Annotated in this window: 10 protein-coding genes; 6 read left to right on the top strand and 4 right to left on the bottom strand. The window is 60.8% G+C overall.

Annotated elements, in window-relative coordinates; translation table 11 throughout:
* Positions 1 to 440: 440 nt before the first annotated feature.
* The 4 genes from ACJ8QF_RS22915 to ACJ8QF_RS22900 form a co-directional block, all read right to left on the bottom strand.
* Positions 441 to 1,160, bottom strand: a complete 720-nt coding sequence (locus ACJ8QF_RS22915; RefSeq protein ID WP_015376162.1) for a DUF3053 domain-containing protein — start codon at positions 1,158 to 1,160, stop codon at positions 441 to 443.
* 368 nt (positions 1,161 to 1,528) lie between these two features.
* The gene (glyS, locus tag ACJ8QF_RS22910) at positions 1,529 to 3,598 is read right to left on the bottom strand and encodes a glycine--tRNA ligase subunit beta (RefSeq protein ID WP_004933969.1); all 2,070 of its coding nucleotides are present in this window, start codon (positions 3,596 to 3,598) and stop codon (positions 1,529 to 1,531) included.
* Positions 3,599 to 3,607: 9 nt separating this feature from the next.
* Positions 3,608 to 4,525, bottom strand: a complete 918-nt coding sequence (gene glyQ / locus ACJ8QF_RS22905) for a glycine--tRNA ligase subunit alpha (protein ID WP_004933966.1) — start codon at positions 4,523 to 4,525, stop codon at positions 3,608 to 3,610.
* A 766-nt stretch (positions 4,526 to 5,291) separates the two neighbouring features.
* Positions 5,292 to 7,280, bottom strand: a complete 1,989-nt coding sequence (locus ACJ8QF_RS22900; protein WP_442537882.1) for an autotransporter outer membrane beta-barrel domain-containing protein — start codon at positions 7,278 to 7,280, stop codon at positions 5,292 to 5,294.
* A gap of 196 nt (positions 7,281 to 7,476) precedes the next feature.
* Here ACJ8QF_RS22900 and ACJ8QF_RS22895 point away from each other — a divergent pair, with 196 nt between their 5' ends.
* The 6 genes from ACJ8QF_RS22895 (at position 7,477) to ACJ8QF_RS22870 (ending at position 12,452) form a co-directional block, all read left to right on the top strand.
* Positions 7,477 to 8,043, top strand: coding sequence for a DNA-3-methyladenine glycosylase I (locus ACJ8QF_RS22895; protein ID WP_004933960.1), 567 nt, complete (start codon positions 7,477 to 7,479; stop codon positions 8,041 to 8,043).
* On the top strand, positions 8,040 to 8,492 hold the full coding sequence (locus ACJ8QF_RS22890) for an N-acetyltransferase (protein ID WP_015376160.1): 453 nt from the start codon (positions 8,040 to 8,042) through the stop codon (positions 8,490 to 8,492). The genes ACJ8QF_RS22895 and ACJ8QF_RS22890 overlap by 4 nt, the downstream gene beginning before the upstream one ends.
* 247 nt (positions 8,493 to 8,739) lie before the next feature.
* Positions 8,740 to 9,402: an OmpA family lipoprotein gene (locus ACJ8QF_RS22885; protein ID WP_004933954.1), complete on the top strand. Its 663-nt coding sequence runs from the start codon at positions 8,740 to 8,742 to the stop codon at positions 9,400 to 9,402.
* Positions 9,403 to 9,526: 124 nt separating this feature from the next.
* Positions 9,527 to 10,561, top strand: a complete 1,035-nt coding sequence (locus tag ACJ8QF_RS22880; RefSeq protein ID WP_004933951.1) for a LacI family DNA-binding transcriptional regulator — start codon at positions 9,527 to 9,529, stop codon at positions 10,559 to 10,561.
* 165 nt (positions 10,562 to 10,726) lie between these two features.
* Positions 10,727 to 11,479, top strand: coding sequence for a sugar phosphate isomerase/epimerase (locus tag ACJ8QF_RS22875; protein WP_265261708.1), 753 nt, complete (start codon positions 10,727 to 10,729; stop codon positions 11,477 to 11,479).
* Positions 11,480 to 11,486: 7 nt separating this feature from the next.
* Positions 11,487 to 12,452: a sugar kinase gene (locus tag ACJ8QF_RS22870; RefSeq protein WP_033645233.1), complete on the top strand. Its 966-nt coding sequence runs from the start codon at positions 11,487 to 11,489 to the stop codon at positions 12,450 to 12,452.
* Positions 12,453 to 12,468 lie beyond the last annotated feature (16 nt).

Below are 12,468 nucleotides of genomic sequence, written 5' to 3'. Positions count from 1 at the left end.
GTTTTTGTCACGCGAACTTCACGATTTTTTTGTGACACAAGTCACACGCAACACCCCAACAACCCCTCACTTATGGTGATAAAGATCACATTTATGGCGTGTAAAAAAAGCACAGTGAGAAAAAAACCGCCCAAAAACCGACAATAAAGTGATTAATGTCACATTTTTAACTTGGTTTTTTGTTTTTAAATTGTGATAAACATCACAATTTATTTTTAGCTGCAGCGCCCGAACGCGACGCTCTGTTTGATCTTCCCTGTGAGCACTCATCCCGCCGGGAACTAGCGAAGCGATGAATGAAAGAAAACTACATTGCCGAATGAATGGATTAATTGAAGTGTAGTACAGAAGCCTGCGTAATAAACCAGCAAGCTATTGGAAACGCTGAGGGGAAATAAAACAGGCCGGCCAATGCCGGCCTGTAGATCGTCGTAGGCGCGTTATTGCGTCACGCTTTGAATGGCTTTCTGCGCATTCACCAGGTTCTGCTGTTTGGCCACCAGATTCGACATCATGGTGTTGTACTGCGCCACCTGCTGCGCGGTGCGGAACTGCACGCCGTTGTTGTTGAAGCTGACCTGATTGCCCTGGCTCTGCAGGAAATCGCCAACCTGCACCAGATCCTGCACAAAGCTGGCGGTGGTCGGGATTGCCGGCATCAGGGCGTTGGCTGGCGCGGTGACGATTTTGTCATAGGCCTGGTTATACACCGCCTTCAGATCGTCGGGCTGTTTCAGCGCCGTGCGGGCGGTATCCGCCTGCGACTTGGCGGACTGGATCTGCTGGCCCAGCAGGTTTAACGCCCCGACAGATTGCTGCAGCGCATCGCGTTTGTTCAGATAGTCCTGCGCGGTGCGGATCTGGTTAATCTGATCCAGCGCTGGCGTCAGGCTGGCGCCGACCGACTTGGACAGCTGCTGTGAAAAGCCGACCAAAATCGCGTAATCGCCGGCATAGTTGCCGAACTTCTGCTTTTGGTCTTCGCTCAGCGTGGGGATGTTCGCCCCGCTGCGCATCACGGTATTCTGTAAGTAATCAATGAATGCTTTGCGCTGTTCCGGCTCTTTATCGCCGCAGGCGGTCAATTGCATGACCACCAACAATGCCAATACCGGTGCCAACCAACGCGCGAAACCTCTGCTCTGGATCCCTACCGCCATGTGACATAACTCCTGTTATAAACCTGCTTTTTCATTGGACTCCGCCCCTTTTTCCGCACTCCGTGCGCCTATAAGAATAGATCAACTGGCGGCGTTCCGATACGCGATTCCGTTTGCGGTGAACATTGTCTCGGCCGGAGGCGGTTGAACATCGTGCGCAAAACGCACTGAGGTTCATTGCCGTCGGCGACCGGATGCTTCAATTTCCCCAAGTCGCCCCCCAAGTCGCCCCCCAAGTCGCCCCCCAAGTCGCCCCCCAAGTCGCCCCCCAAGTCGCCCCCCAAGTCGCCAGGCGACCTTGCCTTCGCACCCAGGAAACGGAAATAAAAAAGGCGCCCGCAGGCGCCTTTTCACAGCACAGAGCCGTTTTACTGCAGTACGGAGATATCCGCCACCTGCAGGAACAGTTCACGCAGTTTGCTCAGCAGCGTCAGACGATTCACGCGCACTTCCGCATCGTCCGCCATTACCATCACGTTGTCGAAGAACGCATCCACCGGCTCACGCAGCGCAGCCAGTTCCACCAGCGCTTCCTGGTAGTTGCCCGCCGCGAAGTACGGCTGCAGCTTGTCGCGCAGCACCACCAGGTGGGTCGCCAACTGGATCTCCGCCGCGTCCTTCAGCACCGAGGCGCGCACGCTGTCGTTCAGCGTTTCGGTAGATTTGGCCAGGATATTGGAGACGCGTTTGTTGGCCGCAGCCAACGCCGCCGCTTCGTCCAGCGTGCGGAAGTGGGATACCGCCTTGACGCGTGCGTCAAAGTCGGCCGGCTTGGTCGGACGGCGCGCCAGCACCGCCTGAATGGTATCGACCGCGTGGCCTTCTTCCTGATACCAGGCGCGGAAGCGGCCCAGCATGAATTCCACCACCTCATCGACCACTTTGGCGTTGGTCAGCTTGCTGCCGTACAGGCGCACGGCCTCTTCGGTCAGGGTCTGCAGATCCAGTGGCAGGTTTTTCTCGACGATGATGCGCAGCACGCCCAGCGCGGCGCGGCGCAGCGCGAACGGGTCTTTATCGCCTTTCGGATGCTGCCCGATGCCGAAAATGCCGGCCAGGGTGTCCATCTTGTCGGCGATCGCCAGGGAACAGGCCACCAGTGACTGCGGCAGCGCATCGCCGGCGTAGCGCGGCTGATACTGCTCGTTCAGCGCAACGGCGACGTCTTCCGCCTCACCGTCGTGGCGCGCGTAGTGCATGCCCATCACGCCCTGGGTGTCGGTGAATTCAAACACCATGTTGGTCATCAGGTCGCACTTCGACAGCAGGCCCGCGCGGGTGGCGTGGTTGACGTCGGCGCCGATCTGGCCGGCAACCCAGCCCGCCAGCGCCTGAATGCGATCGGTTTTGTCGCGCAGGGTGCCCAGCTGCTGTTGGAACAGCACGGTTTCCAGGCGCGGCAGATTGTCTTCCAGACGTTTCTTGCGATCGGTGTTGAAGAAGAACTCGGCGTCAGCCAGGCGCGGACGCACCACCTTCTCGTTACCGGAGATGATCTGCTGCGGGTCCTTCGACTCGATGTTGGCCACGAAGATAAAGTTCGGCAGCAGTTTGCCCGCGGCGTCGTACACCGGGAAATACTTCTGATCGCCCTTCATGGTGTACACCAGCGCTTCCGCCGGCACCGCCAGGAATTTCTCTTCGAATTTGGCGGTCAGCACCACCGGCCATTCCACCAGCGAGGCCACTTCTTCCAGCAGGCTGTCGCTCAGATCGGCCTTGCCGCCAATCTTCTGCGCCGCCAGCTCGGCGTCGCGCTTGATGAGCGCTTTACGCGCTTCGTAGTCGGCGACCACTTTGCCGCGCTCCAGCAGGATCTGCGGGTATTGGTCGGCGTTATCGAGGGTGAACTCGGCTTCGCCCATGAAGCGGTGGCCACGCACGGTGCGCGCGGATTCGATGCCCAGCACGGTGCCCGGGATCAGATCGGCGCCCAGCAGCATCGTAACGGTGTGCACCGGACGCACGAACTGCACGTCGGAGTCGCCCCAACGCATCAGTTTCGGGATCGGCAGTTTAGCCAGCGCGGTACTGACCATGCCGGCCAGCAGTTGTTGCGCCGACTGGCCTTTGACATGGGCGCGGTACATCAACCACTCGCCCTTGTCGGTCACCAGGCGTTCAGCCTGATCGACGGTGATGCCGCAGCCGCGCGCCCAGCCTTCGGCCGCTTTGCTCGGTTTGCCTTCGGCGTCGAACGCCTGGGCGATCGCCGGGCCGCGTTTTTCAATTTCGCGATCGGCCTGCGCCGCGCTCAGGTTAGCCACTTTCAGCGCCAGGCGGCGCGGTGCGGCGAACCAGCTCACTTCACCGTGTTCCAGGCCGGCGTTGTCCAGCTCGGCGGTGAAGTTGGCGGCGAAAGATTCCGCCAGGGAACGAAGAGCCTTCGGCGGCAGCTCTTCCGTGCCGATTTCCACCAGGAAAGTCTGTTGAGTCATGGCTGCCTCTTAGTTCTCGTTCTTCTTGTTGCACATCGGGAAGCCCAGCGCTTCGCGGGAAGCGTAGTAGGCTTCGGCAACGGCTTTGGTCAGCGTGCGGATGCGCAGAATGTAGCGTTGGCGCTCGGTCACCGAAATCGCCTTGCGCGCGTCCAGCAGGTTGAAGGTATGGCCCGCCTTCAGGATGCGTTCGTAGGCCGGCAGCGGCAGCGGTTTTTCCAGCGCCAGCAGCGATTGGGCTTCTTTCTCGTACTGCTCGAAGCAGGAGAACAGGAAGTCGACGTCGGCGTATTCGAAGTTGTAGGTAGACTGCTCCACTTCGTTCTGATGGAACACGTCGCCGTAGGTGGTGACGCCCAGCGGGCCGTTGCTCCACACCAGATCGTACACGCTGTCCACGCCCTGGATGTACATCGCCAGACGCTCCAGACCGTAGGTGATCTCGCCGGTCACCGGCTTGCACTCCAGGCCGCCGACCTGCTGGAAGTAAGTGAACTGCGTCACTTCCATGCCGTTCAGCCACACTTCCCAACCCAGGCCCCAGGCGCCGAGCGTCGGGTTTTCCCAGTTGTCTTCCACGAAGCGAATGTCGTGGATGGTCGGATCCAGACCCAGCTCTTTCAACGAGCCCAGGTAGAGTTCCTGAATGTTGTCCGGCGATGGCTTAATCACCACCTGGAACTGGTAGTAGTGCTGCAGACGGTTCGGGTTTTCGCCGTAGCGGCCGTCGGTCGGGCGGCGAGATGGCTGCACATAGGCGGCGGCCATCGGCTCCGGCCCCAGTGCGCGCAGGCACGTCATCGGGTGTGAGGTTCCCGCGCCGACTTCCATGTCCAATGGTTGAACGATGGTGCAGCCCTGGCGCGCCCAATAATCCTGCAGTGTCAGGATCAGGCCCTGGAAGGTCTTGGTATCAAACTTTTGCATGTTGAATTCGCACGCGATACAAGTGGATTTAGATGGAATGAGCCAGTATACCCGTTGACCGTAAGATATACAGCCAGAATCCGGCAACAAGTGCGAATCGGGGCGAGAAACGCTGGATTTTCGCGCGCGGCGCGCGCAGGACAGGGCGCCGGTTAGCCGGCTAATTTCACCGGCGACGAACGGGGCGAAAATACGGCCCGCCAAAAACATTAGAATAACTTAACAAAAAACGAGACAAATCGTTGCTTAAATCGTCACTTATTCGCCCGCAGCTCCTGTTCTCACCAACCCTATTTACGCAGATTGAAATGCACACATGCTTATATTTGCCACAGGGCAAAGTTACGCCAATGTTATTTTTGTTAATTTTATCAACTAAAAAACTCGCCTCACCGGCAGATAATGTGACTAACCGCCAAATTATTTCTTATATCGTGAAAAATAAGGAGAGATCGCGCGATGGGCCGCTGCAGCGACTCGAGGAGAAACAAGCGGATATGTAATACGCCAACAATGAGCCACATAAACCCATTGACAGTTAATCTTTGGTTATACAATAATAATTAAAATTTTCCCTGGTGTTGGCCAAGTGGCTACCTGATCCTTTCATAGGATCAGTTTTTTTTTGTATTTCCGTCAGCATCATGGCGGCCCTCATAATTAATTCCCGTCCGCTTCCTCTTAATTAGCTTCCCTTATAAGAACGTATCGCTTACGCAATGCCATTTAGCGCGCCTTTGGCAAACGCGCTCTGCAGGCACCCCATTCAAAAACGCGCGCTGACGCCGACGTTATACATAAACTGCTCGCCGCTGCTCAGGCCGCCGGTTTGCGAGACGGTGGCGAAGGCCGACACCCTGTCCGTCAACGGCATGTTGGCCCCGAGCGTGACATCCACCCAGTTTTTGTCCTGACCCGCACTGTCACGAGTAAATGAGGTTTGCGTCGATTTCAGGCCGCCGCCGGCGCGGTAGACGTCGTCGCCGAACTGATGCTGATAACTCACTTCCGCATAAGGGTTAAACACGCCGAATTGCGTATCCAGCCGCCAACCCAACGCACCGATCTGCGAGTGGTAGGTTTGATCGTTGAAGCGCATGGCTGTGCTGTCATCGCCGTCTTCGCTGTAACCGGAAACGCGGCTGTAATCCCAGGCGAACTGCGCCACCGGCCCGGTGGTCAGGTAAGAAGCGATCGGGAAGTCATAGCCGGCGGTCACGCGCGCCCCCCACTGCCTGCCGGTGGTCGAACCGGTTTCGGTGCGCGTCAGCGGCCCCAGCCGCATGCAGCGGCGGATGTCGTCATAATCCATCGTCGCATAGTGCAGATCGGCGTTGACCCAACCGTGCTCGAATATCGCCAGTGAACTGAAAGCCGAGAGCAGCAGCCCGCGCGCCTTGTAATCAAAGCGGCTGGAAGGATGCTGATCGTCGTTGGAACCGGCGATCAACGCGCCGATCAACCAGCTGTCGGTCAGCTGATAGTCCACGCCGACGGTCAGGTTGTGGGTGGTAGCGTTGCCGTCCCCCGCCGCCCGGTTATCGGCATAGTCGTAGTGCTGGCCGGCGTAACCGCCGAACACGCCCAGCGAACCCTGCGGGTTGTCGCCGTTGCGCAGCTGCTGGAAGCGGCTGTCGAGCGTGGCGCGGCTGTCACGCGCCATCGCCGCCGTCGCCTGATTCAGCGCCACCACCTGCGCCGGGCCATCCAACACCGCCTGGATATAATCCGCAATCAGCAGATGCGCCTGTGGGCTGGGGTGGAAATGGTCGGAGAACAGATAGGACTGGCCGGCGTCGAAGCCGGGCATGTCGGAACGGCAAACCGCCGAGGAAACGCCCGGCGGGCAAGCCATGCCGGCGGTGTTGGCGAAGCCGAACTGCGCCGGATTGGCGATCGCTTCGGCGAACAGCTTGTTGACGTCCACCCGCACGATATTGCCGCTCCCCTGCGCCAGCAAACGGTCTTCGCTTTGATTATAGAAATCGGTCAGCTGAGCGGCCTGCGCGCTCAGGCCGTCATACGCCGCGATAAGCTGCGCGGCGATCGCCTGCTGCACCTGAGGAATGGCGCTGCCCTGCTTCGCCGCAGCGGCCAACGCTGCGTGGATCGCCTGCGTGCGTGAAGCGTTGTCCGGCGTCGCCACCGAATTAAGCGTGGCATAGGCCGCCTGGATCGCCGCCCCCTGCACCGGAGACAGCGCCTGTTGAATGATCAATTCCATCAGCTGCGGCGTGGAGCCGATGTTCGGCACCGTCGGCACGATCACCGTGCCGGCGCCGGCGTTCAGCAGCGAATGCACCTGCGCGGCCGCCGCGGCGGCGCTGTTATAGGCCACGCCGGGCGCGGTAGCGGCATTCAGCGCCGCCGCCGCCAGATCGTTGCCGCCGATCCAATGAATATACAAACCGTCGCCGTCGGCCTGGCCATTGACCCGGTTCAGATAGCGCTGCACCTGCTCCTGGGTGTTGTCGGCCGGGTTCAGGCCCGGCACCGCCACGGCGCCGCCGGCGGCGTAGTTCTCACCGCCGTTGTCCGAAGCCACCAGCGCCGCCCCGATGCGTTGCGCCAATGCTTCGTCGTACAGCAGGTGCTGGCTGCCGTCATAGGTGAACCGGCCGTTGTTGCCGGTATCGCTCAGGCTGTCGCCAAAGACGTAGAGTTGATCGTACGCCTGAGCCGGAAGGGTCACACTGCAAAGTAACGCCACTGCAAGCGCCGCCGGGCGGGGCATGCACGTTATTTTTAGAGGCATGAATCGACTCCTGAGAGCCTGCAAATGAAGGCCATGTCGTTTTTATCGTTGGTCAGTTTTCCACCGGCCATGTAGTAACTATTGTCGGCTTTTTCGTCACGTCAAGCGGGCTGATGACAAAACAATCAGAGACTTGCCAAGTTCGGCGCTTCGAGCGATGATTACTGTTCATAAACACAGCATAAGGACATTCAGGATGGCAGACGAACGTTGCGGTTGGGTGACGGCCGATCCGTTGTATCTCGAGTATCACGACAAGGAATGGGGCGCGCCCACCACCGACGCGCGCGAGCTGTTTGAAATGTTGTGCCTCGAGGGGCAGCAAGCCGGCCTTTCCTGGATCACCGTCCTGAAAAAGCGCGAGAACTACCGCCGCGCTTTCCACGGTTTCGATCCGCAGCGGGTTGCCGCCATGACCGAACAAGATGTGGAAAACCTGCTGCAGGACAGCGGCATCATCCGCCATCGCGGCAAGATAGAAGCCATCATCACCAACGCCAAGGCCTATCTGGCGATGGAGGCGGCCGGAGAGAATTTCGTTACCTTCATTTGGGACTTCGTCGGCGGCCGGCCGCAGCTCAACCGCTGGCAAGCGCTGAACCAGGTGCCGGCCAAAACCGAGCAGTCCGACGCCATGTCCAAGGCGCTGAAAAAGCGCGGCTTCAAGTTTATCGGCTCCACCATCTGTTACGCCTTCATGCAGGCCAGCGGGCTGGTGAACGATCATCTTACGGGGTGCATGTGTTACCCAAAGCCACGGTGATCCGCCCCTGTGGCCCGGAGGATATCGAACGGCTGATGGCGCTGTGGCTGCCCAGCACCATCGCCGCCCATCCGTTCGTGGCGGAAAAATACTGGCGTGAGAGCGCCGCGCTGGTGCGGGAAAACTACCTGCCGCGCGCGCAAAGCTGGGCCTGCTGGCACGAAGGCGAGATCGTCGGCTTTATCAGCGTGCTGGACGAGCAGTTCATCGGCGCGCTGTTTGTCGATCGGGCGTTTCACGGCCGCGGCGTCGCCCAGGCGCTGATGACGCACGTGCAGCAGCGCTACCGCCGACTCAGTCTGGAGGTGTACCAACAGAACCTGCGCGCCTGCGCGTTCTACCACAAGCACGGCTTTCAGATAACGCAGCGCCTGTTCAATGATGAAACCCAGGCCTATACGCTGATCATGAACTGGCCGGCAGTCGAAAACTCAACCGGTTACGCTTAAAAAAGGCGCATCCGCACCCCGGATGCGCACAATTAGGAATCCGCTGCATGGCGCCGCCCGGCGTTTTGCCGCATAACTCCCCCAGCACTTACCTGCGCTCATCATTTGTCACGTTTTTCTCCGGAACTGCCGGCGAAAGCGCGCGTCATAGGTAGCGCGGCGATGCGGGCTCCCTGCGTCACCCACTTTTTTGCGTCCCCGTTTTGGGCCGGCGCGTACAGATTCTGATGCCATTAAGGACAAGAACATGAAAAAACGCATTGCAATTATTGCCGGCGCCGTGAGCCTTACGCTCGCGCTGTCGGCCTGTACCACCAACCCTTACACCGGTGAATCCGAAGCCGGCAAATCCGGCATCGGCGCAGGCCTCGGCGCCGCACTGGGCGCCGGCGTCGGCGTGCTGTCCTCTTCCAAGAAAGATCGCGGCAAGGGTGCGCTGATCGGCGCAGCGGCCGGTGCAGCCCTCGGCGGCGGCGTAGGCTATTACATGGACGTGCAGGAAGCCAAACTGCGCGACAAGATGAAAGGCACCGGCGTCAGCGTCACCCGTCAGGGCGACAACATCGTGCTGAACATGCCGAACAACGTGACCTTCGACAGCAGCAGCGCCACGCTGAAACCGGCGGGCGCCAACACCCTGACCGGCGTCGCCATGGTGCTGAAAGAGTATCCGAAAACCGCGGTCAACGTGGTCGGCTACACCGACAGCACCGGTTCCCGCTCGCTCAACATGAACCTGTCGCAGCAGCGCGCCGACGGCGTAGCCAGCGCGCTGATCACCCAGGGCGTGGCGGCGAACCGTATCCGCACCACCGGCGCCGGCCCGGACAACCCGATCGCCTCCAACAGCACCGCGGAAGGCAAGGCGCAAAACCGCCGCGTCGAGATCACGCTCAGCCCGCTGCAGTAATCCCGTGCGGGGCGCCACCTGCGCCCCGCCGCCTCCCTGCGATTTTCTCCTTACCCTTCAACATTCCCGCCCGCACATCGGGTATGGTAGTCTCCTTGGCAATTAACCGCAGGAGGGATCGGCTGTGAGCACTGTCAAGGCAACGCGCGCATCGGGACGCGCCACCATCAGCGATGTGGCCAGCATCGCCAAAACCGGCAAGACCAGCGTGTCGCGCTATCTGAATGGTGAACAACACCTGCTTTCCGACGATCTCAAACAGCGCATCGAACAGGCGATCCAGCAGCTCGACTACCGGCCAAGCCAGATGGCGCGCAGCCTGAAGGGCGGCCAGACCCGCCTGATCGGCCTGATCCTCGCCGATATCACCAATCCCTACTCGGTGGACGTGATGCGCGGCATCGAGGCCGCCTGCCGCCAGCACGGCTTTACCCTGCTGGTGTGTAATACCAACAACGAAGTCAATCAGGAACAGCACTACCTGCAGTTGCTCAGCAGTTACCGGGTGGAAGGTATCGTGGTCAACGCGGTCGGCATGCGCGAGGAAGCGTTATCCACGCTGCAACAGTCGATGCTGCCGATGGTGCTGATCGACCGCAAAATCCCCGATTTCGCCTGCGACGTGGTGGGCCTGAACAACCGCGAAGCCGCTACCGTCGCCACCGAACACCTGCTGCAACAAGGTTTCGAAGCGATCCTGTTCCTCAGCGAGCCGCTCGGTACGGTCAATACCCGCCTGGAACGCCTGCACGCCTTCAGGCATACCATGGCGCAGCACCCCGCGCTGTTGGCGGAGCAGGCCGAAACGCCGCTCAACGATCGGCAGAAGCTGGAGCAGGTGCTGAGCGATTTCAGCGGCCGCCACCGCGGCATGCGCAAGGCGGTGATCTCCGCCAACGGCGCCCTGACGCTGCAGGTGGCGCGCGCCATGCGTCGGCTCGGCATCCAGTGGGGCAACGACATCGGCCTGCTGGGCTTTGACGAACTGGAGTGGGCGGAACTGGCGGGCGTCGGCATCACCACGCTGAAACAGCCCACCTACCAAATGGGGCACGCGGCGCTGGAGCGGCTGGTGCAGCGCATTCAGGGCCTGGCCGCCCCCAGCGGCGAGCAGATGTTCTCCGGCGAGCTGATCGTCCGCGGCTCCACCACCCGCTAACCCGCCTTTTCCGGGGCGTTAACCGCCCCGCCCTCACCGTCTGTTTTTTGCTCAGCTTCGTGATTGCGATCATATTTTTACACTCTGCCGCTTTTCGCTGGAACCGGTTCCATTTAACGTACCGGTAACAGCAGCGGCGGCGACAATGCCGCCTCAGGAGTCAAAATGAAAACAGAAATCATCGTGGTCACCGGCGCCTACGGCACCGATACCGTCAAACAACACGGCGGCCAGCGCGCGCTGTTGCCCCTCATCGCCGGCGCTGGCGCCGACGGGGTGGAGATCCGCCGCGAACTGTTCGCCGCCGGCGAGCTGGACAGCCTGCCGGCGCTGGCGCAAGAGATCGATCGCCAGCAGCTGTTCGCCGTCTACTCCGCCCCTGAGGCGCTGTTCACTCCGCAACATACGCTGAACCCCAACCTGCCGGCGCTGCTGGCGGAAGCGCAGGCGCTGAACGCGCGCCAGCTGAAGCTGTCCCTCGGTCATTTCCGCCCCGGCTTCGATTTTACCGAGCTGAAAGTGGCGCTGGAGCAACACCCGGTCAAGCTGGTGGTCGAGAACGACCAGACGCCGGACTGCGGCATTTTGTCGATGCTGAACGCCTTTTTCCACGCCGCGGAAGATAGCCACCTGCCGGTCAGCATGACCTTCGATATGGCCAACTGGCTGTGGGTGGGGCAAGACGCCTTCGCCGCCGCCGAGCGCCTGGCCCGCCACGTCGGTTACGTGCACGTCAAAGCCGCCACCCAAGGCCCGCGCGGCTGGCGCGCCGTCGCGCTGGACGATACCGACGGCAGCTGGCGCGATCTGCTGGCCCGCCTGCCGCACGATGCGGCGCGCGGTATCGAATTCCCGTTGCAGGGCGATGACCTGGAGGCCGTCACCCGTCATTACGTCAATATTTTGCGTGCGGAGTAACCCCATGATGACAACGTTAACGGCAACGACGGCGCAGCAGACGCCCCTGGATGTGGTCACGCTGGGCGAAGCCATGGCAATGTTCGTGGCGGCGCAAACCGGCGACCTGGCGGAGGTGGAAACCTTCACCAAACGCATCGCCGGCGCCGAACTGAACGTGGCGATCGGCCTGGCGCGTCTGGGCATGAACGTCGGCTGGGTCAGCCGCGTCGGCAATGACTCGTTCGGCCGCTTCGCCCTGCAGCAGCTGAAAAAAGAAGGCATCAACTACCGGCAGGTGACGGTCGATGGCCACTATCCGACCGGTTTTCAGGTGAAATCCAAAACCACCGATGGTACCGATCCCAGCGTGGAATACTTCCGCAAGGGCTCGGCGGCCAGCCACCTGTCGATTGCCGATTTTAACCGCGAGTATTTCGGTTCCGCGCGCCACCTGCACCTGAGCGGCGTGGCGGCGGCGCTGTCCGGCGAATCGCTGGCGCTGTGCCACCATGCGGCGCGCGAGATGCGCGCCATGGGCAAAACCATTTCGTTCGACCCCAATCTGCGCCCGGTGCTGTGGCCCAGCCGCGAGGTGATGATCGAGCAGCTGAACCAGCTGGCGTTCGCCGCCGACTGGGTGCTGCCGGGGCTGAAAGAGGGGCAGATCCTCACCGGCCAATCGACGCCGGAAGGCATCGCCGATTTCTATCTGGAACGCGGCGTGCAGGCGGTGATCATCAAAACCGGCCCGGACGGCGCCTGGTTTAAAACCGCCGCCGGCGATAAGGCGGCGGTGGCCGCAGTCAAGGTCGACAACGTGGTGGATACCGTGGGGGCGGGTGATGGCTTTGCCGTCGGCACCCTCAGCGCCCTGCTGGAAGGCAAAACGCTGGTACAGGCGGTGCAGCGCGGCAACAAAATCGGTTCGCTGGCGATCCAGGCCATCGGCGACAGCGAAGGCCTGCCGACCCGCGCGGCGCTGGCCGAATAACAATAAAAAAACGACT

Source organism: Serratia sp. CY81684 (assembly GCF_052166595.1).
GTDB classification, from domain to species: domain Bacteria; phylum Pseudomonadota; class Gammaproteobacteria; order Enterobacterales; family Enterobacteriaceae; genus Serratia; species Serratia nematodiphila.
Note: the sequence above shows the minus strand (reverse complement) of the source record. Positions and strands in the feature narration are given on the sequence as shown.

Excerpts from the sequence above, each read along its gene's own strand:
- ACJ8QF_RS22915 (WP_015376162.1), bottom strand. The coding sequence starts at position 1,160 with ATGGCGGTAGGGATCCAGAGCAGAGGTTTCGCGCGTTGGTTGGCACCG.
- glyS (WP_004933969.1), bottom strand. The coding sequence starts at position 3,598 with ATGACTCAACAGACTTTCCTGGTGGAAATCGGCACGGAAGAGCTGCCG.
- glyQ (WP_004933966.1), bottom strand. The coding sequence starts at position 4,525 with ATGCAAAAGTTTGATACCAAGACCTTCCAGGGCCTGATCCTGACACTG.
- ACJ8QF_RS22900 (WP_442537882.1), bottom strand. The coding sequence starts at position 7,280 with ATGCCTCTAAAAATAACGTGCATGCCCCGCCCGGCGGCGCTTGCAGTG.
- ACJ8QF_RS22895 (WP_004933960.1), top strand. The coding sequence starts at position 7,477 with ATGGCAGACGAACGTTGCGGTTGGGTGACGGCCGATCCGTTGTATCTC.
- ACJ8QF_RS22885 (WP_004933954.1), top strand. The coding sequence starts at position 8,740 with ATGAAAAAACGCATTGCAATTATTGCCGGCGCCGTGAGCCTTACGCTC.
- ACJ8QF_RS22875 (WP_265261708.1), top strand. The coding sequence starts at position 10,727 with ATGAAAACAGAAATCATCGTGGTCACCGGCGCCTACGGCACCGATACC.
- ACJ8QF_RS22870 (WP_033645233.1), top strand. The coding sequence starts at position 11,487 with ATGACAACGTTAACGGCAACGACGGCGCAGCAGACGCCCCTGGATGTG.